The following is a 24,782-nucleotide window of genomic DNA, read 5'->3' on the forward strand; positions in this document are numbered from 1 at the left end:
GATCGTCGGTCACCCGAGCTCGCCGTCGACCCAGCGGTCGATGAGGTGCCGGGCGATCGACACCGGCGGGGGCAGCGCCTCGGGACCGCGGCCCGAGCGCAGCTCCTCGCGGGTGAACCAGCGGGCCTCCTCGATCTCGGAGGGGTCCAGCCGCAGCGTGTCGCCGTCGACGGCGCGGGCCACGAAGCCGAGCATCAGCGACTGCGGGAACGGCCACGGCTGGCTGCTCACGTAGCGGACGTCGGTGACGGTGAGGCCGACCTCCTCGGCCACCTCGCGGGCCACCGCGCCCTCGGCGGACTCCCCCGGCTCGACGAACCCGGCGAGCACCGAGTACCGCCCGGGCGGCCAGACCGCCTGACGGCCGAGCACGCACCGGTCCCCGCCGTCGTGCACGAGCATGATCACCGCCGGGTCGGTGCGCGGGAACAGCTCCGCCCCGGTGACGGGGTCGCGCTGCACCCAGCCGGCCCGCTCGATGGTCGTCGCCGCGCCCGACAGCGGGCTGAACCGGGCCCGCTCGTGCCACTCCAGGATGCCGATCGCCTCGGCGAGCAGCCCGGCGTCGAGGTCCCCGAGGTCGGCGCCGAGCTCCCGCAGCCCGGTCCACAGGTCGACGTGCCGGCCGTTGACCGTCAGCGCGCGCTCGCCGCGCACCGCCGCGTAGGGCACGCCGTCGGCCTCGCCGAGGTAGACCGCGCCCAGCGGCAGCTCCGGCTGCTCGTCCCACACCAGCGCCGGGCCGCCGTCACCCTCGACGACCGGCACCGTGCGCCGCTCGTCGACGGTGAGCACCCGGACCGGCCGGCCCCGGGTGGGGTCGGGCAGCGCGCGGCCCAGGTGGTCGCGGTCGTGCGCCGAGCGGGACAGCACCGGGACGGTGCCCGTCGTCCGCGGCGTGCCGGCGGGCCACACCTGCCGGCCCCGCTCGACGTCGGCCGCCGTGCTCCCGCCCGGCGGGACGCTCACGCCGGGTCCACGGCGGCGGCGCTCGCGGTGACGTCGACCGGACCGAGGGCGCGCAGCGCGTCGGTGACCCGCTCGGCGTCGCCGACGACGACGCCGGTGAGCGCGGCGGGCGCCAGGTGCCGGCGGGCCGCCTCCTGCACCTGCTCGACGGTGACCTCCGACAGCGCGCGCTGGTGCTCGGCCAGCCACTCCACCGACAGCCCCGACCCGGCCAGCGCCGAGAGCGTGCTGGCCAGCCCGGCGTGCGTGGCGGTCGAGAGCGCCATGGAGCCCAGGACGTAGCGGCGGGCGGCGTCGAGCTCGGCCTCGGTGACCGGTGCCAGGGCCATCCGGCCCAGCTCGGCCCAGGTCTCGAGGAACGCCGGGGCGGTGACCTCGGTGGCGACGTCGGCCTCGACGAGGAACGACGACGCCGCGGCCAGGTGGTCGACGGCGCTGCGCGGGCTGTAGGAGTAGCCGCGCCGCTCGCGGATGTTCTCCACCAGCCGGGAGGAGAAGTAGCCGCCGAAGACCATGCTGGCCAGCCGGACCGCGGGCAGCTCGGGGTCGGTGCGCCCGGGCGCGGGCCCGCCGAGGCGGATGTTGGACTGCACCGCGCCGGGCCGGTCGACCACCTCCAGGTGCCCGGGGGCCAGCGCCGGCGCCGGCGGTGCGCCGACCGCGGCGCCCTCACCGGTCCACTCGCCCAGGGCCGCGGCGACGGCGTCGGTGGCCGCGGCGGCGTCGAGGTCGCCGACGAGCACCAGCGTGCTGCCGGTGGGCAGCACCCGCTCGCGGTGCAGCTTCCGCAGCGCGGCGGCGCCGACCCGGCCGACCAGCTCCGGCGCCGGCAGCTGGGCGGCGTACGGGTGGGTGCCGTAGCGCCGGGCGGCCAGCGCGGAGCGGGCGATGACCCCGGGTTGCGAGCGGGCGATGGCGATCCGCTCCGCCACCCGCTCGCGCTCGGCCTCGACCCGGTCGGTCGGGTAGGCGGCCTCGGTGAGCACCTCGGCCAGGACCCCGAGCACCGGGGCGAGGCCCTCGGCCAGCAGCGTGGTGGAGAACAGCAGGCGGTCGGGGTCGGCGGCGACGGTCAGCTCGGCGCCGTGGCCCTGCAGCGCCTCGGCGATGCCGGCGGCGTCGTGCCGGGCCGTGCCGAGCAGGACCGCGCCGGAGAGCACCGACGCGCGGGCGGTGTGCTGTGCCGCGCCCCGCGGCGAGGCCGCCGCGAAGGGCACCCGCAGCCGCAGCTCGACCAGCGGGACGCCGGGCCGCGGCACGACGACGACGGTGAGCCCGCTGGGCAGCGTCGTCGTCGCCACCTCGGGGACCGGCTGCGGCCGCGGCTCGCCCAGCGGCGGGACCAGCGTGAGGTCGAGCACCGGCGCGCTCACCGGGCACCCCCGGTGGCGCGGAGCTCGAGCACGGCGGCGGTGCCGGGGTCGAGGCCCTTGGCGGCGGCCTGCACGGCGTCGGGGGTGACGGCGGCCAGCCGGGCGGGGAGCTCGCCGGCCAGCTCGGCCCGGCCGTGCACGAGCTCGGCGGCGGCGAAGGCGAGCGTGCGGCCCAGCACCGAGTCGGCCTGGCGCAGCAACTGGGCGCTGGTGCGGGCCTGCACCCGGGCCAGCTCCTCGGGCGTCACGCCCTCGCCGGCGATCCGGCCGACCTCGTCGTGGACGGCGGCCAGGACGTCGTCGACCGGGACCTGCGCGGGGTGGTGCACCTGGGTGGTGAGCAGCGTGGCGTCGCGGACGTCGAACGGGTCCCCGAACAGGCCCACGTAGCTGCTCTGCGCCACCGCCAGCCGGTCGTCGTGCACCAGCCGGCGCTCCAGGCGGGAGGCGTCGCCCTCGCTGAGCAGCTCGGCGAGCAGCACGGTGCCGAGGTAGGTGTCGAGGTCGCCGACCGGGTCGGGGACCCGCCAGCCCAGCGCCACGGCCGGTGCGGGCGCGAGCCGGTCCTCGACGACGTCGCGCCGCACCGCCGTCGGGGACGGCTCGCCGGTGTGCGGCGTCGGCGGCACCTCGCGGGCCTCGACCGGGCCGAACCAGCGGCGCACCAGCCGCTCGGTCTCACCGACGTCGAGGTCGCCGCCGACGCACAGCACCGCGTTGCCCGGGGCGTAGTAGCGGGAGAAGAAGTCGGTGGCGTCCTCGACCGTCGAGCTCTCCAGGTCGACGAAGGAGCCGTAGCCGTCGTGGGTGTTGGCGAAGCTCTCGAACGCCACCTGCGGCAGCTGCAGCCAGGGGAAGGCGCCGTAGGGGCGGTTGAGCACGTTGACCCGGATCTCCTCCTTCACCACGTCGATCTGGTTGCGGAGGTTCTCCTCGGTGATGGCCGGTGCGGCCATCCGGTCGGCCTCGAGGAACAGGGCGCGCTCGAGCGCCTCGGCGGGCAGCGCCTCGAAGTAGTTGGTGTAGTCCTGGTGGGTCGACCCGTTGAAGGTGCCGCCGGCGGCCTGCACGAGGCGGGCGTGCTCCATCTTCGGGACGTTGCGCGACCCCTGGAACATCACGTGCTCGAAGAGGTGGGCGAACCCGGTGCGGCCCTCCGGCTCGTTGCGCATGCCCACGTCGTAGAAGACGGACACGGCGACGACCGGCACGCTGCGGTCGGGCGCGAGGACGACCCGCAGCCCGTTGTCCAGCGTGAAGCGCTCCACCGGGTGCCGCAGGACGAGATCGGCCCCAGCTGCTGTCACGGACCGACCCTAACCACGCCGGACCACGCCGTGCCGGGCGGCTGTCAGAGCACGTCGATGTCGTCGACGACGCGGTCGATGACGCCGTAGAGCTCGGCGTGGGTGTTCGGGATGGACACGTAGAGCAGCGCGGGGTCGGGCCGGCCGACGTCGACGACCAACACCGCCGCGCGCTCGCCGGTCGAGTCGTAGCCCTCGACGTCCCAGGTGAGCTGGAACTCGACCAGGTGGGCGTTGCGGCCGTCGACGGTGAGCGCCTCGTCGCGCAGCACCTCGCGCTCGTTGGGGAACGGGTAGTAGGCGGCGCGGACGCTGTCGGCCAGCGCGGTCACCGTCGCCTGCTCGCTGCCCGGCCCGGTCCAGCCGTACCCGTCGGCGACCGGTCCCGACGTGCACTGGGCGATGAAGTCCCCGCCGCCGGGCACCGCCTCCTGGGTGGTGAAGTACTGCCCGGCGATGGTCCGGGTCTCGGGCATGATCCCGAGGTCGTACTCGAACCAGCCGTTGCCGAGGAACGGGTAGGAGATGCCCGCCTCCTCGTCGATGATCCGGACGGTGCCGGGCGGGAACGTGGTCCCGGCCGGCGGGTCGACCGGCGGCGGGTCGGCGACGGGGGTGCGGCTGCCCGACAGGCCGACGACCAGCGCGACCACCACGACGGCGACCACGGCGAGCACCCCGCCCGCGACCCACCAGGCGGCCCGCGCCCGCGTGCGCGGCGACGACTCCGGGCCGGGCTCCCAGCCGGACCCCTGCCCCGCGTCCCAGCCCGCGGGCGGGACCGGCGGACGCGGCGGGGCGGCCACGGGCGGGGCCTGGACGGCGACGCCCGGGCCGGCCGGGGTGGTGACGTCGGACCAGGTCGCCCCGTTCCACCAGCGCACCATGCCCGCGGCGCCGTCGGGGTCGGGGTACCACCCCGCCGGTGCGGTCGGCTGGCCGGGTGCGCTCACGCGGGTGAGCGTAGGACGACGACGCCGCCGGTCAGGGCTGCCGCGGCGCGACGTGACCCAGCTGTGGCCGCGGCCGGCGCGCCGGGAGGGTCACCGCGCCGCGAGTTCCCGCCACAGGTGGGCGGCGGCCTCGGCGCCGCGGTACAGCATCGGCAGCAGCACCCGCTCGTTCGGCGAGTGGATGCGGTCGGTGGGCAGTCCGGCGCCGAGGAACACCAGCGGCGCCCCGAGCACCTCCACCAGGTCGGCCTCGGGGCCGGAGCCGCCCTCGCGGGTGAGCAGCACGTCGGCGGGGTCGGTGTCGAAGGCCTGCCCGATCGCGCGCAGCAGGGCGCCCGTGTGCGGGGAGTCGAGGTCGCTGGCGCACGGGGCGACGCCGCCCGGCGGCGTGTGCACCTCGGCGGTGATGCCCTCCGGCAGGGTGGCCTCGACCCAGGCGCGCACCATCGGGCCGACGTCCGCGGGCCGCTGGTCGGCGACCAGCCGGAAGGCGAGCTTGGCGTGCGCCTCGGCGGGGACGATCGTCTTGTGCCCGGGGCCGGTGTAGCCGCCCCACATGCCGTTGACCTCGGCGGTCGGGCGGGCACCGACCCGCTCCAGGGTGCTGAACCCCTCCTCCCCCGCCGTCGCACGCGACGCCGCCGGGCCGGCGAGCCAGGCGGCCTCGTCGAACGGCACGCGGGCCATGAGCTCCCGCTCGCGGTCGGTCAACGGCCGCACCCGGTCGTAGAAGCCGGGCAGGGTGACCCGCCCCCGGTCGTCGTGCAGCGCGGCGAGCAGCTCGGCCATCGCGTGCAGCGGGTTGGGCACCGCACCACCGAAGGAGCCCGAGTGCAGGTCGACGGCGGGGCCGCGCAGGGTGATCTCGGCGTCGGCCAGCCCCCGCATGGCGACGACGGCGCTGGGCACGTCGGGCGCGGCCATGCCGGTGTCGCTGACGACGACGACGTCGCAGGCCAGCCGGTCGGCGCGCTCGCGCAGCAGGTCGGCGAAGTACGGCGAGCCGGACTCCTCCTCGCCCTCGACCAGCAGCTTGACCGTGACCGCGGGGGTGTCGCGGCCCGTGGCGGCCAGGTGCGCGCGGATGCCGAGCAGGTGGAAGGCGACGTTGCCCTTGTCGTCGATGGCGCCGCGGGCGTGCAGCTCGGGACCGTCGGGGGTCTCGACGCGGGTCGGCTCGAACGGCGGGTGCACCCACAGCTCGAGCGGGTCGACCGGCTGCACGTCGTGGTGGCCGTACACCAGCGCGACGGGGGCGCCGGGGTCGGCCGACGGCCACTCGGCGTAGACCGCGGGCGCGCCGGGTGTCTCCCACACCTCGACGGTCGGGAAGCCGGTGCGGCGCAGCGCGTCGGCCAGCCACTGCGCGCTCGCCGCGACGTCGCCGGCGTGCGCCGGGTCGGCCGAGATCGACGGGATGCGCAGCCAGGCGTCGAGGTCGGCGTGCAGGTCGTCGAGGTGGGCCAGCACGAAGTCGCGTTCCGGGCTCGTCACGGTCGCCGACGGTAGCGGCGGACCGGCACCGGCTACCTTGCGGCCCATGGCCGGAGAGCTGCTGCGGGTGGACGTCGGTGACCTGACCTTCGACGTGCGGGCCGACGGCCCCGAGGACGGACGGCCGGTGCTGCTGCTGCACGGCTTCCCCGAGACGTCGCTGTCGTGGGCGGCGGTGCAGCCGCGGTTGGCGGAGGCGGGGCTGCGCACCTACGCCGTCGACCAGCTCGGCTACTCCCCCGGCGCCCGGCCGCAGGAGGTCGACGCCTACGCGATGACCAACCTCGCGCAGGTCACCGCCGACCTGATGACCGCGATGGACGTGCCGGTGGCCGACGTGGTCGGGCACGACTGGGGCGCCAACGTCGCGTGGTCGCTGGCGGCGTGGCACAGCGACCGGGTGCGGTCGCTGACCGCCGTCTCGGTCCCGCACCCGACGGCGTTCACGATGGCCTGGCGCAGCGACCCCGAGCAGAAGGAGCGCTCCTCCTACATCCGGCTGTTCTGGCAGGAGGGCAAGGCCGAGGAGGTCCTGCTCGCCGACGGCGCCCGGCGACTGCGCCGGATGTACGGCGACGCCGTCGACCCGGAGGCCGTCGAGGAGTACGTGTCGGTGCTCTCGGCGCCGGGTGCGCTGACCGCGGCCCTCAACTGGTACCGGGCGATGAGCTCGGCGACGCCGGTCGCCGAGGTCCCGGTGCCGACCACCTTCGTGTGGAGCGACGCCGACATCGCGATCGGCCGGATCGCCGCCGAGGGCTGCGGGGAGCACGTGACCGGCGACTACCGGTTCGTCGAGCTGTCCGGGGTGAGCCACTGGATCCCCGAGGAGGCGCCCGACGCCCTCGCCGCCGCGATCCTGGACCGCATCGCGTCCTCGTGACCGTCCGCCTCTGCGTCCCCACGCGGAGGACGCCGACGTCTGGGCCGGCCTCCTCGGTGCCCGTCGGTGCTCGTCGGCGAGGAGGTCGCCGGCTTCACCGGCGCCCAGCCCTGGACCCAGCCGTGGGCGCCCACCCGGGTGCCGGAGGTGGGATGGCGGCTCGGCCGCCGGTTTTGAGGCCGTGGGACCGCGACGGCGGCGGGGCGGCTCGCGCTGGAACGGGCGCGGGCTCTGGGGGTACCGCGGGTCGTGGCGATGGTGCACGCGGACAACGCGGCCTCGCTGTCGGTCGCGCGGAAGCTGGGCTTCGCCGAGGAGGCCCGGCTCCGCTCACCGTCCGGGGCTCCGGTCCTCCAGTTCGGCGTCGCGTTGGCTCGCTCCCGACCGATGACGTCGCTCTGAGCTGGGCCTTTCTCGCCTACAGGACTTGATCGACACGGTGCTCGAACGTATGATCGAATGCATGGCGGGAGTCCTGGCGGTCGACGAGCCCCTGGTGGGCTGGGCGTCGGGGCCACTGGGGGCGGTGCAGGCCGCCGACCGGGAGATCGCCCGGCGGACCGCGCTGCGGGCGCGGGCGGTGGCCGCGTTCGCCGCATCCCGGCCTTCCTCCGTCGACCGGCAGCAAGGCGAGCGCGGGGCGATGGCCGCCGACCGGTGGGCCGCCCGTCCTGACCTGCTCCGGCCGGTGAGCGAGTGGGCCACCGACGAGCTGGCCGTGGCGCTTTCGGTGTCGGCCCAGGCCGCGCAGGCGCTGCTGGAGCGGTCGCTGGCCCTGGTGCACCGGCTGCCGGGCACGCTGGCCGCACTGGAGGCCGGGGCGCTGCACGTCGGGCACCTGGGCCCGCTGATCGACAAGGTCGCCCCGATCACCGACGACACCCTGCGCACCACCATCGAGCGGGAGCTGCTGGCCTGGGCCGCCGGGCGGCACACCACCCCGGCGCAGCTGGGCGACAAGGCCCGCCGGGAGCTGCTCACGCACACCGCCCGCGCCGCCGCCGATGACCTGCTGCGCGCGGTGCGGAAGCGCGGGGTGTCGGCTCGTCCGGACCGGGTCGAGGGGATGAGCGTGGTCTCAGCACTGCTGACCACCCCGGAGGCCGCCGCGCTGCTCGCCGCCCTCGGGGCGTACGCCGACGCGCTGCCCGCCGATCCGGCCGATGGGCGGACCCGGGGGCAGAAGATGGCCGACTGCCTGCTGGACCTGGTGCTCCGCCCCGGTGAGACCGGGCTGCCGCCGGTGCAGGTCACCCTGACCGTGGTCGCCCCGGTCGGGGCGCTGCTGGGCGGGGACCAGCCGTGCGAGGTCGACGGGCAGGTGGTGCCCGCCGAGCTGGTCCGGGCGCTGCTGGCCGCCCTCACCGGCCAGCGGGCCGACGCCGCCAGTGACACCGACACCGGCGACACCGCGGCCGACACCGCGGCCGATGGCGAGGCGACCGGCACCGAGCCCGCCGGGGCCGAGCCGGTCGCCGCCGAGTGCACGGATGTCGAGCGCGCCGACACCGAGCCAGCCGGCACCGACGCGGCCGTGGAGGTCGATGCGGTCGGAGCCGGGGCGTTCCTCACCGAGGACGAGCACTTCGCCCGGTGGGCCGAGGAGCTGGAAGCGCGGATCCTGGCCGGGGAGTTCGATGCCCGCCCCGGGCCCTGTTACCTCGATGAGGACCTGCCACCGGACGATCCGCCCGACGCGCACGCCACGGCCGACGCCGACGAGGTGGCCGCACCGGACGCCGATGGCTGGTGGGCGCGCGCCGACCGCGCCGTCGACCAGGCGAGCACCGCCCTGCTCGGGCTCGAGCGCGCCCTCGGCCACGCCCGCCGCACGGTGGCCACCGCGCAACGCGCCGACACCGCCGACGAGGCCACCTGGGCCGCGAGCCCCGCCGGCCGGGTGAGCGCCGCCCCCGACGCGCTGACCGCGCTCACCGCGGCCACCGACACCGCCCGCGCCGACCTGGCCGCGCTGCTCGCCGCCACCGCCGGGGGCGGGCTGACCGACCGGCCCCGGATCGCGCTCACCCACGCGGCCGGCGGTGCGCTGCTGGCCCTCACCGACCTGCCCGCCCTGCACCGCACCGCCCGCACCGGCACCGGGCTCGGCGCCCCCGCCGCCACCGCCGGCTACCGGCCGAGCGCCGCGCTGAACCGGCACGTCCGCGCCCGCGACCGCCGCTGCCGCTTCCCCGGCTGCCGCCGCCCCGTGCCCCGCGGCGGCGAGCTCGACCACGCCACCCCCTGGCCGGCCGGCCCCACCACCGCGGCCAACCTCACCGGCTACTGCACCGGCCACCACCGCGGCAAGCACCAGGCCCCCGGCTGGCGCCACACCCTCGCCCCCGACGGCACCCTCACCGTCACCACACCCACCGGCCTCACCGCCGCCACCACCCCACCGCCCTACTGACGGGTGACCAGAGCGGCGGGCGGACCGGCCGGCCGCACAGTCAGAGCAGCCGGTAGTAGCGCACCAGCGGCAGGGCGGTGAAGCCGGCCGCCTCGTAGGTCCGCCGGGCGGGGGCGTGCCCGGGGTCGCCGCCGGTGCCGATGGCCACGAGGCGGACCCCGGCCCGCCGCAACTGCTCCACCCCGTCGTCGAGCAGCGCGCGGCCGATGCCGCGCCGCTGGGCCGCGGGGTCGACGGCCAGCATCTCGACCTCCCCGCTGTCGGGCTCGTCGAACGACTCGTCGTGCACCAGGACTGCGACGAACCCGACCGGACGGCCGTCCTCGTCGGCCACCCGGACGCGCACCCCCGGGTCGCGGCAGACCCGCTCGACGGCCGCCGCCTGCGATCGCGACCAGTCGGGGTACAGGTGCCGGTACACGCGAGCCCCGAGGACGGTCTCGAACGAGGCGAACACCGGCGCCCACGCGCGCAGCGACAGCGCGACGACGGCGTCCACGTCGGCGTCCCGCAGGTCGCGGATCTCGACGGTCACGCGGTCAGGCTGGCGGTGCCGTCAACCGAGTTCGGGGTCCTCCGGCGGCGGGGGCAGCTCGTCGTCGTCCGGCTCGGGCGGCAGGTCGTCGGGGAGCGGGGCGTGGACCGCGCGGCCGGTCACCAGCGCGAGCAGGCCGGCCTCGTCGAGCAGGTCGACCGGGCGCACGGTGACCCCGGCGGCGACGTGGTGGAACCCGGCACTCACCCGCTCGACGGGGACCCCGGTCAGCCGCGACCAGCCCAACCGGTAGGCGGCGAGCTGCACCGCCGCGGCCGACAGCTCCGCGCCCGACGGCGGCGGACCGGTCTTCCAGTCGACCACCTCGAAACCGCCGGCACCGTCGGTGAACACCGCGTCGATCCGCCCGCGCAGGGTGAGCGGGCCCAACGGCGTCTCGAAGGGCACCTCGACCTCCACCGGCTGCCGGTCGGCCCACGGACTGGCCAGGAACGCCGCCTGCAGCGCGCCGAGGGCGCCGTCCGGCGTGGCGGACTCGTCGCCGGAGCCGGGCAGCTCGTCGAGGTCGAGCAGCCGCGCGACCCCGAACCGCTCCTCCAGCCAGGCGTGGAAGGCGGTGCCGCGGCGGGCCAGCGGCGCGGGCGCGGCGGGCATCGGCCGGCGCAGCCGCCGGGCGAGCTCGGCCGGGTCGCGCCGCAGGGTGACCAGCTCGGAGACCGACAGGTGGCTCGGCAGCGGTACCTCGACGCTCGGCCGGGCGGTGCGGCGCCGCTCGCGCAGCAGCAGGTCGGCGTCACGCACCCACTGCTCCACCACCGGGTCACCGGCGCCGAGGGCGGCCGCGGCGTCGAGCGGGTGCGGCGCGGCACCGGCCACCAGCTCGGCGGCGGCGGTGAGCGCGCGCCGGCGCGGCTGGGACAGCGGGTCGGCCGGCCAGACGCCGACCGGCCACTCCTCCAGCGCCGGGTTGGTGGCGCCCTCCTCCGGCCGCTCGGCCCAGGCGACGACGACGCCGGCGCCGGCGGTGCACGCGCGGCGCACGGTGTCCAGCAGCACCGACGGGCCGTTGGGCTTGACGCCCTCGCGCCACCAGCTGCCCGAGCACACCAGCAGGTGCTTGGCACGGGTCACCGCGACGTAGCCCAGCCGGATCTCCTCGGCGGTGCCGAAGTCCTTCCACTCCTCGACGTAGTCCTCGAGGGCGGCGCGCACCGCGGCCTGGTCGCCGGACCCGGGCACCGGCAGGCGCAGCTGCGGCAGCTCCGCACGGTCGGTGGTGCGCAGGTCGACCGGCACCGCGCCGGGGTCCTTGACCCAGGAGTCGGCGGTGTCGGTGCGGGCCGGGAACTGGTCGGCCGTCATGCCCGGCACCGCGACGACGTCCCACTCCAGGCCCTTGGCCGAGTGCCCGGTGAGCAGCTGGATCGACTCGGGGTCGACCGCGACCTCGCCGGGCTCGAGCCCCCGCTCGCGCTCCTCGGCGTCCTTCAGGTAGCCGAGGAAGGCCGGCAGTGACGGCAGCTCGGCCAGCTCGGTGAACTCCGCGGCGACGGCGTGCAGCGCGTCCAGGTGCGCCCGCGCGGACCCGGGACTGGCGCCGGGCGCGCTCGCCAGCTCGGTCTCCAGGCCCAGCACCCGGACGACGTCGTCGACCATGTCCGGCAGCGACTCGCCCAGCCGACCGCGCAGGTGCGCGAGCTCGGCGCCGAGCCGGCGCAGCCGCCGGTGCGCGGCGGCCGAGTAGGCCGACGGGTCGCCGAGGTCGTCGAGCGCCTCGACGATGCTGCCCCGCTCGGACGGCCGCGGGTCGTCGTCCTCGGGGTCCGGCTTCCGGGAGTGCACCAGCGCGCGGGCGCGGGCCTCGAGGGCGGCGAGGTCGCGGGGGCCGATCCGCCAGCGGGCGCCGGTGAGCAGCCGGCCCAGCGCGTCGCCCGCGGTGGGGTCGACGAGCACGGTGAGCGTGGCGACGACGTCGGCCACCTCGGGCACCTCCAGCAGCCCGCCCAGGCCCACCACGGTGACCGGCAGGCCGCGGGCGCGCAGGGCGGCGGCGATGCCGGGCAGCTGCTTGCGGGTGCGCACCAGCACCGCCGTCGTCGGCGGGCGGCCGTCGGCGCGGGGCGGCAGGTCCGGGTCCTCCCCGCGCCAGCAGGCGGCCAGCCGGTCGGCCAGCGCCTCGGTCTCCTCGGCGACCGTCGTGTACAGGCCGGCGGTGACCAGCCCCTGCCCGGCGCCGGGCGCCGGGGTGAGGTCGGGCAGCGGCACGTCCGGCGCCGGCAACAGCCCGGCGACGTCGTTGGCGACGGCGAGCACCGCGCCGTCGTTGCGCCAGCTGGTGGCCAGGGTCAGCCGCTGCGCCTCCTTCCCGCGGGCGCCGGGGAAGGTGCGGGCGAACCGCTCGATCGTCCCGGCCGACGCGCCGCGCCAGCCGTAGATCGACTGCCGGGGATCGCCGACGGCGAGCACCGGGTGCCCGCTGCTGCGGCCGAACAGCGCCTCGAGCATGCGCAGCTGGCCGACGCTGGTGTCCTGGTACTCGTCGAGCAGCACGATCCGCCAGCGGGCGCGCTCCCGGCGGCCGACCTCGGGTGCACTGACCGCGACCCGCGCGGCCAGCGCCACCTGGTCGGAGTGGTCGATCGCGCCGGCGGCCCGCTTGCGCCCCTCGAAGGCCTCGACCAGCGGCAGCAGCGCCACGCGGGCTCGCTGCCGGGCCAGCATGTCGAGCACCGGCTTGTACGGGCCGCGCTTGCCCTTCGCGTCGGGGTAGCCGGCGATGCGCCGCTCGAGCTGCGCGGTCCACTCCCGCAGCCGGTCGGCGCTGATGTTGTGCTCGCCGAGCTCGCCGGCCAGCGCGAGGACGTCCTCGACGGTGGTCAGCGGGCTCAGCGGCACATCGGACATGTCGCCGGTCCAGCCGGAGACGACGGAGGACGCCTGTCCCCAGCACATCGCCGGGCCGAGCACGCCGGCGCCGGGATCGACGCCGATCCGCAGCCCGTGCTCGCTGACCAGCGACGCGGCGTAGCCGTGGTAGGTCGACACCGTCGGCATCGCGACGGCGAGCCGCTCCCGGAGCCCCGGGTCGGTCTCCGGGTGGCGCGCCAGCGCGGCCAGCCGGAGCCGGATGCGCTCGTTGAGCTCGCTGGCGGCCTTGCGGGTGAAGGTCAGCCCCAGGACGGCGTCGGGGGCCACCAGCTCGTTGGCGACCAGCCAGCACACCCGGGCGGCCATCGTCTCGGTCTTGCCCGACCCGGCCCCGGCGACGACGACCAGGGGCCGGTCGGCCGGCGCGGACACCACCCGCGCCTGCTCGTCGGACGGCGCGTAGGACAGCCCGCAGCGCGCGGCGACCTCGGCCGGGGTGAGCACCCGGCGCGGCTGCACCGGCTCGGGCGCCGCGCCGAACAGTGCGTCGTCGAAGGCGAGCTGGTCCTCGACCGGGGCCGGCGTCCGCCGGCTCACGAGGTGACCTGCCGGCCGCGCTCGTGCAGCGGGCAGCTGCGCCGGGCCGGGCAGCGCGCGCAGTGGCTGCCGGTGCGCACCTCGAAGGTGGCCGCACCCATGCCGTCGCTCACCTGCGCGACGAGCTGCCCGGCCCAGCTGTCGGCCACCGGGACGTCGGCGGGCAGCGGGTCCTGCGCCTGCTCCTTGGCCTTCTGCCCGGAACCGACCTGCAGCAGCGCCGCCCCGCCGGGGGCGTCGCCGTGGTCGCCGAAGGCACCGGCGGCGACGGCGACCTGGTAGGCGGCCAGCTGGCCGTGGGTGTCGATGTCCTTGGCCTGGGTGCGGCCGGTCTTGAGGTCGACGACGACCAGCCGCCCGGCGCCGTCGCGCTCGAGCCGGTCGACCTGGCCGCGGATCCGGGCGCGGCCCACCGTGACGTCGAAGTCGGCCTCCGCGGCCAGCAGCTCGCGGCGGTTGGCGGCGTGCCAGCCGAGGAAGCGCTCGAGCATGTCGCGGGCGGCGATCCGCTGTCGCTGGTCGGCCCAGCCGGGACCGAGGTCGAGCCGGTCGAGCTCCTCGGCCAGCGCCGCCCGCGCCTCGGCCGCGGCGAGCCCCTCGGCCACCCGCTGCGCGACGGCGTGCACCGCCGAGCCGACGGTGCGCGTGCTGTCGGGCGAGGCCTCGGCACCGACCGCGCCGAGCACCCACGTGAGGGGGCACCGCTGGAAGGTCTCGATCGCCGACGGGCGCACCCGCACCGGCTCGCCGTCGGGCACCAGCGGGGCGTCGTCGGACAGCGGCGCCAGGCCCCACCAGTCGGCCGGGGAGGCGCCCGGCACGCCGTCGTCGGCCAGCCGGCGCAGCACCGCGGCGGCGGCCGACCGGCGGGCCGGCCCGGTCTGCGGGTCGCTGACCGCCCGCCGCAGCTCGGCGACCAGCGCCGGCAGGGTGAGCGAGCGGGGCAGCGGCGTCAACGGCCGGCCGTCGTCGGGCGGGGCGGCGACGAGGTCGAGGAAGCGGGAGGCGGTGGCGCCGGCGTCGGGCCCGTCGAGCGCCCCCTCGACGGCGGTGACCACGAGCCGGCGGCGGGCGCGGGTGCAGGCGACGTAGAACAGCCGCCGCTCCTCGGCCAGCATCTGCGTGCGCCGGTCGACCACCGCGCCGTCGATCCCGGCCACCCGCTCGACGAGCAGCTCGGTGCCCAGCAGCGTGCCGCGGTCGCGCAGGTCGGGCCAGATCCCCTCCTGCACGCCGGCCACGCAGACGACGTCCCACTCCAGACCCTTGGCGGCGTGCGCGGTGAGCAGCCGGACCGCCTCGGCCACCGATCCGCGGCCGGCGTCGGCCAGCCCGGGCAGCTGCTGGGCCGTGAGGTGCTCGACGAACGCGCCGACGGTGGCCGAGGGCAGCCGGTCGACGAAGCCGGCGGCGGCGTCGAACAGCGCGACGACGGCGTCGAGGTCGCGGTCGGCGACCGCCCCGGCCGACCCACCGGCGGCGCTGGCCCGCGCCCACCGGCCGGCCAGGCCGCTGCGCTGCCACATCGCCCACAGCACGTCCTCGGCCGACCCGTCGCGGGCCAGCGCCACGCGGCCGGCGGCCAGCACCCCGGCGACCCTGCGGGCCGGGCGGGCGACGGCCTCGGGCAGTTCCTCGAGCAGCGCCTCGTCGGCGAGCGCGGTGGCCAGCGGCGCGCCGCGCTCGTCGGCGTCGACCCCCCGCTGGGCCTGGGCGATCCGCACCGCGCGGCGCAGCCGGCGCAGGTCGAGCACGGTGGCGCCGCCCAGCGGGGAGGCCAGCAGCGCCTCGGCGCCGGGCTCGTCCAGCGCCAGCGTGCCGGGCTCGGCGCCCGGCCGCGGCAGCAGCGCGGTGAGCGCGGCCAGCAGCGGCGCGACGGCGGGCTGCGCGGCCAGCGGGAGGTCGTCGCTCGCCACCTCGACCGGGACGCCGGCCGCGGTCAGCGCCCGCCGCAGCGGCCCGATGGCCAGCGCGGTGCGCACGACGACGGCCATCCCCGACCACGGGACGCCGTCGACGAGGTGCGCGCGGCGCAGCGTGTCGGCGACGTAGGCGGCCTCGACCGCCGCGGACCCGAAGACGTGCACCTCCGCGGCGCCCTCGTCGGTGCCCTCGGCGGCGGCCAGCCGGCGGTGCTCCCACGGTCCGGGCAGCGCCTCGGCGACCCGGCGGCTGACCGCCAGCAGCGCCGGGCCCGAGCGGCGGCACACCCCCAGCGACAGCCGCGGCGCGGGCCGGCCGGTGACGGTGCGGAAGCGGTCGGGGAACTCGACGATGCCGCGCGGCTCGGCGCCGCGGAAGGCGTAGATCGCCTGGTCGGGGTCGCCGACCACGACCAGGTCGCCCCCGCCGCCGGCGAGCAGTTGCAGCAGCTCGACCTGCGCCGGGTCGGTGTCCTGGTACTCGTCGACGAACAGCCAGCGGGCCCGCTCCCGTTCGGCGCGCAGCAGCGCGGGGTCGTCCTCGAGCTCGGCGATCGCGGCCCGGACCAGCTCGGCGGGGTCGTAGCCGGACGCGTCGCCGCCGCCGGCGGTGGAGAACGCGGTCACCGCCTCGTACTGCTCCTGGAACGCCGCCGCGTGCAGCCAGGCCTCGGTCCCGGTCTCGCGGGCCCACTCGGCCAGCGTCTCGGGGCCTACGCCGCGCTCGGTGGCCCGCAGCAGCAGGTCGCGCAGCTCGTCGCGGAACCCGGCCGTCGACAGCGCGGGCAGCAGGGACGCCGGCCAGCGCACCGCGCCCTCGCCGGCGACGTCACCGCGCAGCAGCTCGGCGACGACGGCGTCCTGCTCGGCGGCGGTGAGCAGGCGGGGCGGGGCCTCCCCGCGCAGCAGCGCCGCACGGCGCAGCACCCCGTAGGCGTAGGAGTGGAAGGTGCGGGCCAGCGGCTCGCGGATGGTGCGGGCGACCCGCGCGGTGACCCGCTCGCGCAGCTCGGCGGCGGCCCGGCGGCTGAAGGTCAGGACGAGGATCTGCTCGGGGTCGACGCCGCGGTCGATGCGCGCGGCGACCGCCTCGACGATCGTCGTCGTCTTGCCCGTGCCGGGGCCGGCCAGCACCAGCAGCGGCCCGCCCGGGTGGTCGACGACGGCCTGCTGGGTGGGGTCGAGCACCGGCCGCGGCGCCGTTCCCGCCGCCGGCTGCACCAGCCGGTAGACCGGTGCCGCCTCGTCCCCCCGTACCGCCACCCTCCGATGACACCACGCGCGGCCGACACCGTCAGGGAGCCGTCGGTCACGTCGGTCGCCCGGGGCTCACGGCCAGCGGACGGCGTCGAGGTCGACCCGCCCGCCGCGCACCGGCACGCCCTCGGCCGCGAGCCGCCCGAGCTGCTCGACCCGCACCGGCTCCGCGCAGGTGCCGTCGGCGCGGACCACCCGGTACCAGGGCACCGCCGCCCCGCCGGAGGACAGCGCGCGGGCGACCCGGCGCGGCCCGACGCCGACCAGCCGGCCGATCGCGCCGTAGGTGCTCACCCGGCCCGGCGGGATGCGCTCGACGACGTCGAAGACCGCCTCGTCGACGTCTGCGGGGTCGGCGTCAGCGGCGCCCACGGGTCACGCCCGGCGGCCGAACCGGGCCAGCAGCCGGACCTGGGGCGACGCGTCGGCGGGGACCGGGACCGGTGCGGAGAAGAGGCCGGGCACCCCGTCGCGCGGCAGCCGGGCGGCGAGCCGCCCGGCGGCGCGGACCAGCGCCGGGTCGAGTGTCGCGTCACCGCCGGTGGCGCGGGCGAGGTCCCAGGAGTGCACGGTGAGGTCGGCGGTCAGCTCGTCGACGTACTCCCACGCCGGGGCGGGCCCGCGGGACAGCTGCACGGTGCCGTCGGCCAGGTCGGCGCCGGCGACGGCGGCCAGCGCCTCGTCGGCCGCGGCCTCCCACGCGGTCAGCGGGTCGGGGGCGAGCAGCGGGTCGGTGCCCGCGGGCACCCGCGCGGCGACGTCGTCGAGCGGCTCGCCGGCCAGCAGGCCGGGCACCCAGTGCGCCTCGCCGACGAGGTGCGCGACCAGGTCGGCGACGGTCCAGCCGGGCAGCGCCTCGAGGTCCCACTGCCCGGGTTCCACGGCGTCGACCCGGTCGGTGAACGTGGCCTGTGCACGCTGGAAGAGCTCCAGCAGCTCGGTCGGGGACGGCGTCGGCTCGGGCACGCGGCCAGTCAACACGGACGCCGAGGGCCCGGCACCCGCTGCGGGGTGCCGGGCCCTGGCGGCGCGCCGAGGCACCTCGGCACGGGACCGATCAATACGTGGGCAGCGTCTTGTCGATGCGGGTCGCCCACGCGGTCACGCCGCCCTGGACGTGGACGGCGTCGGAGAAGCCCGCGTTCTTGACCGCGGCGAGCACCTCGGCCGAGCGGACACCGGTCTTGCAGTGCAGCACGATCGGCTTGTCCTGCGGCAGCTGCGAGAGCGCCCGGCCGGAGAGGATCTCGTCCTTCGGGATCAGCTTGGCGCCCGGGATGGACACGATCTCGTACTCGTTGGGCTCCCGGACGTCGATCAGCTCGAAGTCCTTGTCGGCGTCGATCATGTCCTTGAGCTCGTCGACGGTGATCGTCGAGCCGGCGGCGGCGGCCTGCGCCTCGTCGGAGACGACGCCGCAGAACGCCTCGTAGTCGATGAGCCCGGTGATCGGCTCGGCCTCGGGGTCCTTGCGCACCTTGATCGTGCGGAAGGTCATCTCCAGGGCGTCGTAGACCATCAGCCGGCCCAGCAGCGTCTCGCCGATGCCGGTGATGAGCTTGACCGCCTCGGTGGCCTGGATGGCGCCGATGGTCGCGCACAGCACGCCCAGCACGCCGCCCTCGGCGCAGGAGGGGACCATCCCGGGCGGCGGGGGCACCGGGTAGAGGTCGCGGTAGTTGGGCCCGTGCTCGGCCCAGAAGACCGACACCTGTCCGTCGAAGCGGTAGATCGAGCCCCACACGTAGGGCTTGCCGAGCAGCACGCACGCGTCGTTGACCAGGTAGCGCGTGGCGAAGTTGTCGGTGCCGTCGACGATCAGGTCGTACTGGCCGAAGATCTCGAGCACGTTGTCGCTGTCCAGCCGCGTCTCGTGCAGGCGCACGTCGACCAGCGGGTTGATCTCCTTGATCGAGTCGCGCGCGCTCTCCGCCTTCGACCGGCCCACGTCGGAGGCGCCGTGGATGATCTGGCGCTGCAGGTTCGACTCGTCGACGACGTCGAACTCGACGATGCCCAGCGTGCCGACGCCGGCCGCGGCCAGGTACATGAGGACCGGCGAGCCCAGGCCACCGGCGCCCACGGCCAGCACCTTGGCGTTCTTCAGGCGCTTCTGCCCGTCCATCCCGACGTCCGGGATGATCAGGTGGCGGCTGTACCGGCGCACCTCGTCGATCGACAGGTCGGCAGCGGGCTCGACCAGGGGCGGCAGGGACACGCTTGCTCCTCTTGGTTCGCGGACTCCGGCACGGGCCGGTGTTCGTGCGGACAACAGCGTCCCAGGCGCCGCTGTTCCCCCGTCGCGAGCCCCGGAGCGAGGGCCTCAGCCGCGCAGGTCCCGGCGCGCGTACGCGGCGAGCCCGGCGACCGCGAGCACCAGAGCGGTGACCAGCATGCCGACGGCACCGGCGACGTCCACCGGCTCGGCGGGGACCGCCGCCAGGTGCGCGAACGGGGAGATCCCGCGCACCCACGACGGCCAGCCGAAGCTGTCGGCGAGCACCAGCAGCAGGTACCCCCCGGCGGCGGGCAGGACCCCGATGGCGAGCACGGCCTGCGGCGCCAGGCCCAGCGCCAGCAGCGCGGCACCGAGGCACAGCAGCGCGACCGGGACCACCGACAGCGCGCCGGCGAGGGCGTCACCGAGGCCGAGCCCGGCCCCGACCCAGGACGCCCCGGCCCAGGTGGTCAGGCCCGCGGTGGCCGCGACGACGACGGTGCCGACGGCGACGGTCGCGGCCTCCCAGGTCACCCATCGCACCCGCCCGACCGGCCGGGAGTACAGCAGGGTGAGCCGGGACGCCGACTCGTCGGCGGCGACGGAGGCGATCCGCGCGGCGGCGTACGCGCCGACGGGCACCGCGAGCAGGGTGAACAGGGAGGCCGCGTAGCCCTCGACCGAGGCCAGCCGGGAGAAGCCGGCGGCGGCCGCCATCTCGGCGAAGACCGGGTTGTCCCGCAGGAAGTCCAGCATCGCGGTGGCCAGCAGGCCGATGAGCAGGAAGTAGGCCCCCACGCCCAGCGACCAGGTCAGCGTCGCGCGGCGGGTCCGGTGCACCGCGAACCCGGGCAGCGAGCGCAGCAGCCGGCTCGGCGGGCGGGCCCGGTCCCGGCCCTGCCACCGGCCGGCGCCGACGTCGCGCGCCCCGGCCAGGATCGCGGCCAGGACGGCCGGCACGGCGACCAGGACGGCGAGGACCAGCAGTGGGGCCCAGCGGTCGTGGGCGTACGGGGCCACCCGGCCGAGCAGCCCGAACGGGCTGAGCCACTGCAGCCACGCCAGGGCCGCGACGCCGTCACCGACCATGCGGGCCAGCAGGCCGGCGAGCAGGACCGCGACGGCGAGCCCGGAGGCTCCGCGCCGGTCGCCCAGCAGCTGCCCGGTGAGCACCCCGAGCGCGCCGCCGGCCATGGCGGTGCCGCCGACGAGCGCCCCGAACAGCACCGCGCCGGCCGGCGCGGTGCCGGCCAGCAGCATGCCCGCGACCACGGCGGCGCCGACGACGGCGCCGGCGGCGAGCAGCACGCCGAGCGTGGTGCGGACCAGCGTGGCGAGCCGGACCCGGCCGGCGAGCAGCAGGTCGGTCCGGCCGGCGTCCTCCTCGCCCCGGGTGACCCGCGTGCCGGCCAGCGCGGCCCACACCCCCGCGAGCACCGCCGCGACCGTGCCGGTGCGCCACACGGTGAAGCCGCCGGGGTCGTCGAGGGCCAGCGGTGGCCCGAAGAGGGTCCGGATCGCCGGGTTGTCGGCGAGCGCCGTGAGCGAGTCGAGCCCGACCGCGCCGCTGAACGTCTGCTCGTACTGCTGGGCCACGAACGCGGTCAGCCCGCCGCAGAGCACCGCCACGACGAGGGTCCCCCGGCGCACCTCGCGGACCGCCGCGCGGCGGACGACGGTGCGCGGGGAGGCCGGCGCGGCCGGCCGCCGGACCCCGGTGACCCGCGAGGGCGTCCGGGTCGTCATGCCGCGGCCCGCCCGTAGTAGTCGAGGAAGATCTCCTCGAGGGAGGCCTCCCGGACGTCGAGGCGCACCACGTCGGCCTCGCCGAGGGCGCGCAGCACCGCGCCGGGCGGACCGGTCAGGGCGAGGGTGAGCTGCAGGGGCGTCGTCCAGCGGACGTCGGCCACCCCGGGCAGCACGGCGATCCGCTCGAGGCCGGGCGCGGGGCGGGCGAGCTCGACGGTGACCTCCGAGCGGCGGAGCCGGCGCAGCTCCTCCAGCCCGGCGACCTCGACCAGCCGGCCGGCCCGCAGGATGCCCACCCGGGTGCAGACCGCCTCGACCTCGGCCAGCTGGTGGGAGCTGAGGAACACCGTCTGTCCCCGCTCGGCGGCCTCGGCGATGCAGCGCCGGAACTCACGCTCCATGAGCGGGTCCAGGCCGCTGGTCGGCTCGTCGAGCACCAGCAGGGGCGCCCGGGTGGCGAAGGCCGCGACCAGGGCCACCTTCTGCCGGTTGCCGGTGGAGTAGGCGCGCGCCCGCTTGCCGGGGTCCAGGGCGAACCGCTCGACGAGCTCGTCGCGGTAGGGCAGGTCGGTGCCCGGTCCCACGCCGGCGAGCAGGTCGAGGCACTCGCGGCCGGTGAGCCCTGGCCACAGCGCGACGTCGGCCGGCACGTACGCGAGGTGGCGGTGCGCCCGCTCGACGTCGTCCGCCGGGTCGCCGAAGACCTCGGCCCGGCCGGTGGTGGGCCGCAGCAGGCCCAGCAGCATGCGGATGGTCGTGGACTTGCCGGCGCCGTTGGGCCCGAGGAAGCCGAAGACCTCCCCCGCGGGGACCGACAGCGACAGGTCGACCACGGCTCGGGTGGCGCCGAAGCGCTTGCCCAGGGCCTCGAACAGGACGGCGGGCGGAGCGGACCGGGGCGGAGCGGACTCGGGCGTGGCGGACTCGGCCATGGCACTCCGATCGGAGCCGTAGGGACCACGACTGCCGACCAGGCTTCCCGGCGCACCGCCGAGCAGCGTAGTGCCCGGGGCCCGCCCCGGGGAGGACCTTGGTCACCCCGACCGGGCCGGTCAGGGGAAGGGCCAGGCGTTCCTCGCGCAGCCGTCGAGACCGAGCGTCTGCTGCTGCATGACCGGCGCGGGCAGACCCGGCCCCGGGCACGGCTGGTGGCCGTTGCCCAGCGCGTGGCCGACCTCGTGGTTGACCACGTACTGGCGGTAGGTCGCGATGTCGCCGTCGTAGTGCGGGACGGCGGTCTCCCAGCGGGCGAGGTTGATGACCGCGCGCTCGCCGTACCGGCAGGAGGTGTAGCCGCCGGTGCCCACGCCCGGGCAGTAGCGCTCCATGCTCCCGGGGCTGACCAGGCTCACCCGGAACTCGTAGGCGCCCGGGTCGGTGGCGTCGACGCGCTGGAAGGCCATCCGGCCGCCGTTGCCCCAGGACCGCGGGTCGCCCAGGGTCGCCTCGACCGCGGCGGCGAAGGCCGCGGCGTCCACGCCGATGCCGTCCTCGACCTCGACGACGAACCGCTGCAGCGGCCCGCTGCCGTAGACGCCGGAGGAGCCGGGCACCACGGTCACGGTGCCCGCGCCCTGCTCGACGTAGGTCCCGGCCGCGGCCGTGGGGAGGCCGGTCGGGCCGGCGTCGCCCTCGGCCGGCGCGGGCGGCGGGGTCGTGGCGGCGGTGGACGGCGCGGTCGACCCGGCGGTCGGGGCCGCCGACGACGTCGCCGGGCTCGCTGCGGGGGCCGGTGAGGAGGTGGCCCGCCCGGCGGTGACCACGTCGACCAGGGCCAGGACGGTGGCCACCGTCAGCAGCGGGATGGCGTAGGCGCGCCAGCCGTGCCGGGCGACGAAGCGGCGCAGCCGGCCGGGCCGCCGGCGGCGCGGCGCGGGCGGTCGGGCGGCGACCTCACCGGACGGAGGACGGCGCCCCGGCGGGGGTGCGGGCGGGACCGGAGGCCGGCGGCGCACCGGCTCGGGTACCGGCCGCAGCGGGGCGCCGGGGCGCCGGCCGGGCGGCGGACCTGCCACGTGCCGCCTCCTCGCGGTCGTCCTGCCGTCGCGCCGCGCCCCGGGTGGCATCGCGCGCCTCGGGGTCAGGTTCTCACGCCGCCGCGGCCCGCCGGGCGCGTCGCGGGGAAGGGCGCGTCGGGCGGGTCAGCCGGCCCGGGCCTCCGGCGTGCTCGTCCCACTGCCCGGCGCGGGCCGCTCGTCCGGCCGCCCGGCGTCCTCGAGCAGGCCGAGCACCGCCCGCGCCGTCTCCTCGGGCGCCTCGAGCATGGCCACGTGCCCGACCGTCTCGAGCACCAGCAGCCGGGCGTCGCGCACGGTGGCGGCCAGGCGCGGCGCGAGGCGCGGGTCGACGAGCCGGTCGCGGTCGCCCCAGACCACCAGCGTCGGCATCCGCAGCGAACGGGCCAGCCGCCAGGCGTTGGCCCGGCCGACCCGCAGGTAGGAGGTGAGCAGGCCGCGCATGCTGCGGGCGAGCGACCGGTTGGCCCAGGCCTGGGCGGCGCGCTCCCGCGCCTCCTCGACGGCGGCGTCGAGGCGCTCGCGCGGCACCCGGGCGGGCTCGCCGAAGCACATCGCCAGCACGCCGCGCACCGACTGCTCGGGCGTCACGCGGGCCAGCCGCCGCTCGGCGAGGGTGGGCACCCCCGGGAGCAGGAGCAGCAGCAGCGCCCGGCCGAAGGCCTGCGGCACGCGGTAGACCGGCATGGCCGGCGAGACCAGCGTCAGGGTGGCGACCAGGTCGGGACGGCGGGCGGCGGCGACCAGGCTGACCAGCCCGCCGAGGCTGTTGCCCAGCAGGTGCACCGGGCGGCCCTGCGCCTCGCCCGGCTGCGCCACGACGTGCTCGAGGACGTCGACGACGGCGCGGACGTGACCGCGCACCGAGTAGGAGCCCGACGGCGGCGGCTGCGAGCGGCCGAAGCCGGGCAGGTCGGGCGCCCAGCCCTCGCAGCGCACCGCCAGCAGCCCCGCCAGGTCGGTCCAGTTGGTCGAGGCGCCGCCCAGGCCGTGCACGTACACCGCCCGCTCGCGCGGCCCGTCGGCCGGGCCGGTGCCGGGCGTGGTGCGCACGAAGACCGTGCCGCCGGTGACCGGCACCTCCCTCCCGGGCCAGGCGGCGGGCGGGGCGGCGGGGACGGTCAGGTCCGCCGTCGAGAGGCGGGCGGTGGAGAGCGGCGCCACCGTGGGGGGCGCGGGGGTCCGGCGGGTGCGCGCTCGGCGGGCCTCGGGCACCCGGCGACGGTATGCCAGGCGGCCGCGGCGCGTGCGCCGGGTGACCCGCCGGTAACATCCCCGGCGCCATGCAGTCCTCCCGTCCGGTCCCCGCCCGCCGCACCTCGCGGTTGCCGCGCGGCGCCCGGCGGCTGCAGCTGCTGCAGGCGGCGCAGGAGGTCTTCGTCGCGCAGGGCTTCCACGCCGCCGCGATGGACGACATCGCCGACCGCGCCGGCGTCAGCAAGCCCGTGCTGTACCAGCACTTCCCCGGCAAGCGGGAGCTGTACCTGGCGCTGTTGGAGCAGCAGGTCACCGAGCTCACCGAGCGGCTGGGCGAGGCGATGGGCGGCACCGAGGACAACCGGCAGCGGGTGCAGGGCGCGGTGGGCGCCTACTTCGACTTCGTCGACGCCGAGGGCGGCGCCTTCCGCCTGGTCTTCGAGTCCGACCTGCGCAACGACGAGGACGTGCGGGCGTTGGTCGACCGCGGGAACCGCGCCTGCGTCGAGGCGATCGCGGAGGTCATCGCCGGCGACACCGGCAGCCCGCCGGAGCAGGCGCACCTGCTGGCCTCGGGGCTGACCGGGCTGGCCGAGACCAGCGCCCGGTGGTGGCTGGCGCAGAAGGGCACCGTCCCGCGCGACGAGGCGGTGTCGCTCATGTCGGCGCTGGCGTGGCGCGGCATCTCGGGGTTCCCCCGGGTCGAGGGCGAGCACCCGGCGGGCTGAGCAGGCGTTCGCTGACGGCGCAGCCGCGCGACGGGGCCCGCAGACCGGCGCTGGACTAGCGTGGTCGGCAGCCGTGCAACCCGAGGAGGCATCCCGAGTGGAAGTCAAGATCGGTGTCCAGCACTCCCCCCGGGAGCTGGTCGTCGACAGCCCGAAGACCCCCGACGAGATCGCTGCCGACGTGGCCTCCGCCATGTCCGGCGGCACGAAGGACGGGCTGCTGACCCTTGAGGACGAGCGGGGCCGCCGCGTCCTCGTCCCGGTCGACCGGATCGCCTACGTGGAGATCGCGCAGGCCGACCAGCGCCGGGTGGGCTTCGTCGCCGGCGCCTAGCTCCGGCGA

19 protein-coding genes and 1 pseudogene are annotated in these 24,782 nt (G+C 77.3%); 5 read left to right on the forward strand and 15 right to left on the reverse strand.

What is annotated here, in order from left to right; genetic code table 11:
- Window positions 1–9 precede the first annotated feature (9 nt).
- The 5 genes from nudC to ACI79O_RS03400 form a co-directional block, all read right to left on the reverse strand.
- Window positions 10–969, reverse strand: coding sequence for an NAD(+) diphosphatase (gene nudC, locus ACI79O_RS03380; RefSeq protein WP_456913371.1), 960 nt, complete (start codon window positions 967–969; stop codon window positions 10–12).
- Complete coding sequence (locus ACI79O_RS03385; RefSeq protein WP_456887906.1) at window positions 966–2,342, reverse strand: M16 family metallopeptidase; 1,377 nt, start codon at window positions 2,340–2,342, stop codon at window positions 966–968. Before ACI79O_RS03385 ends, nudC begins: the two co-directional genes overlap by 4 nt.
- Window positions 2,339–3,649: a M16 family metallopeptidase gene (locus tag ACI79O_RS03390; RefSeq protein ID WP_456913372.1), complete on the reverse strand. Its 1,311-nt coding sequence runs from the start codon at window positions 3,647–3,649 to the stop codon at window positions 2,339–2,341. The genes ACI79O_RS03385 and ACI79O_RS03390 overlap by 4 nt, the downstream gene beginning before the upstream one ends.
- Window positions 3,650–3,693: 44 nt before the next feature.
- The gene (locus ACI79O_RS03395) at window positions 3,694–4,602 is read right to left on the reverse strand and encodes a DUF2510 domain-containing protein (RefSeq protein WP_456887902.1); all 909 of its coding nucleotides are present in this window, start codon (window positions 4,600–4,602) and stop codon (window positions 3,694–3,696) included.
- Between the two features lie 90 nt (window positions 4,603–4,692).
- Window positions 4,693–6,096: a M20/M25/M40 family metallo-hydrolase gene (locus ACI79O_RS03400; RefSeq protein WP_456913373.1), complete on the reverse strand. Its 1,404-nt coding sequence runs from the start codon at window positions 6,094–6,096 to the stop codon at window positions 4,693–4,695.
- Between the two features lie 46 nt (window positions 6,097–6,142).
- Between ACI79O_RS03400 and ACI79O_RS03405 the strand changes: the two genes are divergently transcribed.
- From ACI79O_RS03405 to ACI79O_RS03415, 3 genes and pseudogenes are all read left to right on the forward strand, one after another.
- A complete protein-coding gene (locus ACI79O_RS03405) occupies window positions 6,143–6,979 on the forward strand; it encodes an alpha/beta fold hydrolase (RefSeq protein ID WP_456874439.1) in 837 nt (278 codons plus the stop codon).
- 189 nt (window positions 6,980–7,168) lie between these two features.
- Window positions 7,169–7,381, forward strand: a pseudogene (locus tag ACI79O_RS03410) (GNAT family N-acetyltransferase); the annotation flags it as partial.
- Between the two features lie 61 nt (window positions 7,382–7,442).
- On the forward strand, window positions 7,443–9,392 hold the full coding sequence (locus ACI79O_RS03415; RefSeq protein WP_456913374.1) for a DUF222 domain-containing protein: 1,950 nt from the start codon (window positions 7,443–7,445) through the stop codon (window positions 9,390–9,392).
- A 40-nt stretch (window positions 9,393–9,432) separates the two neighbouring features.
- Here ACI79O_RS03415 and ACI79O_RS03420 read toward each other — a convergent pair whose 3' ends face one another.
- From ACI79O_RS03420 to ACI79O_RS03465, 10 genes are all read right to left on the reverse strand, one after another.
- Window positions 9,433–9,927 carry a GNAT family N-acetyltransferase gene (locus ACI79O_RS03420; protein WP_456887894.1) on the reverse strand — a complete coding sequence of 165 codons (495 nt, stop codon included), beginning with the start codon at window positions 9,925–9,927 and terminating at the stop codon, window positions 9,433–9,435.
- Window positions 9,928–9,948: 21 nt separating this feature from the next.
- Window positions 9,949–13,353, reverse strand: a complete 3,405-nt coding sequence (locus ACI79O_RS03425) for an ATP-dependent helicase (RefSeq protein WP_456913375.1) — start codon at window positions 13,351–13,353, stop codon at window positions 9,949–9,951.
- Window positions 13,350–16,538: an ATP-dependent helicase gene (locus ACI79O_RS03430; protein ID WP_456913376.1), complete on the reverse strand. Its 3,189-nt coding sequence runs from the start codon at window positions 16,536–16,538 to the stop codon at window positions 13,350–13,352. The genes ACI79O_RS03425 and ACI79O_RS03430 overlap by 4 nt, the downstream gene beginning before the upstream one ends.
- A 66-nt stretch (window positions 16,539–16,604) precedes the next feature.
- On the reverse strand, window positions 16,605–16,904 hold the full coding sequence (locus ACI79O_RS03435; protein WP_456887887.1) for an MGMT family protein: 300 nt from the start codon (window positions 16,902–16,904) through the stop codon (window positions 16,605–16,607).
- Window positions 16,905–16,907: 3 nt separating this feature from the next.
- A complete protein-coding gene (locus ACI79O_RS03440; protein ID WP_456887885.1) occupies window positions 16,908–17,498 on the reverse strand; it encodes a TIGR03086 family metal-binding protein in 591 nt (196 codons plus the stop codon).
- Between the two features lie 91 nt (window positions 17,499–17,589).
- Entirely contained in the window at window positions 17,590–18,750 is a 1,161-nt protein-coding gene (gene moeZ, locus ACI79O_RS03445; RefSeq protein WP_456887883.1) for an adenylyltransferase/sulfurtransferase MoeZ, read from the reverse strand.
- Between the two features lie 105 nt (window positions 18,751–18,855).
- Window positions 18,856–20,496 (reverse strand): hypothetical protein, encoded by a 1,641-nt coding sequence (locus tag ACI79O_RS03450; protein ID WP_456887882.1) that lies wholly within the window; start codon window positions 20,494–20,496, stop codon window positions 18,856–18,858.
- Window positions 20,493–21,431 carry an ATP-binding cassette domain-containing protein gene (locus ACI79O_RS03455; protein WP_456913377.1) on the reverse strand — a complete coding sequence of 313 codons (939 nt, stop codon included), beginning with the start codon at window positions 21,429–21,431 and terminating at the stop codon, window positions 20,493–20,495. The genes ACI79O_RS03450 and ACI79O_RS03455 overlap by 4 nt, the downstream gene beginning before the upstream one ends.
- Before the next feature lie 120 nt (window positions 21,432–21,551).
- Window positions 21,552–22,514, reverse strand: coding sequence for a DUF3152 domain-containing protein (locus tag ACI79O_RS03460; protein WP_456913378.1), 963 nt, complete (start codon window positions 22,512–22,514; stop codon window positions 21,552–21,554).
- A gap of 126 nt (window positions 22,515–22,640) precedes the next feature.
- Complete coding sequence (locus ACI79O_RS03465) at window positions 22,641–23,729, reverse strand: alpha/beta fold hydrolase (RefSeq protein ID WP_456887877.1); 1,089 nt, start codon at window positions 23,727–23,729, stop codon at window positions 22,641–22,643.
- 68 nt (window positions 23,730–23,797) lie between these two features.
- Here ACI79O_RS03465 and ACI79O_RS03470 point away from each other — a divergent pair, with 68 nt between their 5' ends.
- Window positions 23,798–24,439, forward strand: coding sequence for a TetR/AcrR family transcriptional regulator (locus ACI79O_RS03470; protein ID WP_456887876.1), 642 nt, complete (start codon window positions 23,798–23,800; stop codon window positions 24,437–24,439).
- Window positions 24,440–24,536: 97 nt separating this feature from the next.
- Window positions 24,537–24,773 (forward strand): DUF3107 domain-containing protein, encoded by a 237-nt coding sequence (locus ACI79O_RS03475; protein WP_089402287.1) that lies wholly within the window; start codon window positions 24,537–24,539, stop codon window positions 24,771–24,773.
- The last annotated feature ends 9 nt before the right edge of the window (window positions 24,774–24,782 follow it).

The organism is Geodermatophilus sp. SYSU D00696 (assembly GCF_054050235.1).

Coding starts and splice junctions, on each gene's coding strand:
- ACI79O_RS03405 (WP_456874439.1), top strand. CDS start 6,143: ATGGCCGGAGAGCTGCTGCGGGTGGACGTCGGTGACCTGACCTTCGAC.
- ACI79O_RS03415 (WP_456913374.1), top strand. CDS start 7,443: ATGGCGGGAGTCCTGGCGGTCGACGAGCCCCTGGTGGGCTGGGCGTCG.
- ACI79O_RS03450 (WP_456887882.1), bottom strand. CDS start 20,496: ATGACGACCCGGACGCCCTCGCGGGTCACCGGGGTCCGGCGGCCGGCC.
- ACI79O_RS03455 (WP_456913377.1), bottom strand. CDS start 21,431: ATGGCCGAGTCCGCCACGCCCGAGTCCGCTCCGCCCCGGTCCGCTCCG.
- ACI79O_RS03470 (WP_456887876.1), top strand. CDS start 23,798: ATGCAGTCCTCCCGTCCGGTCCCCGCCCGCCGCACCTCGCGGTTGCCG.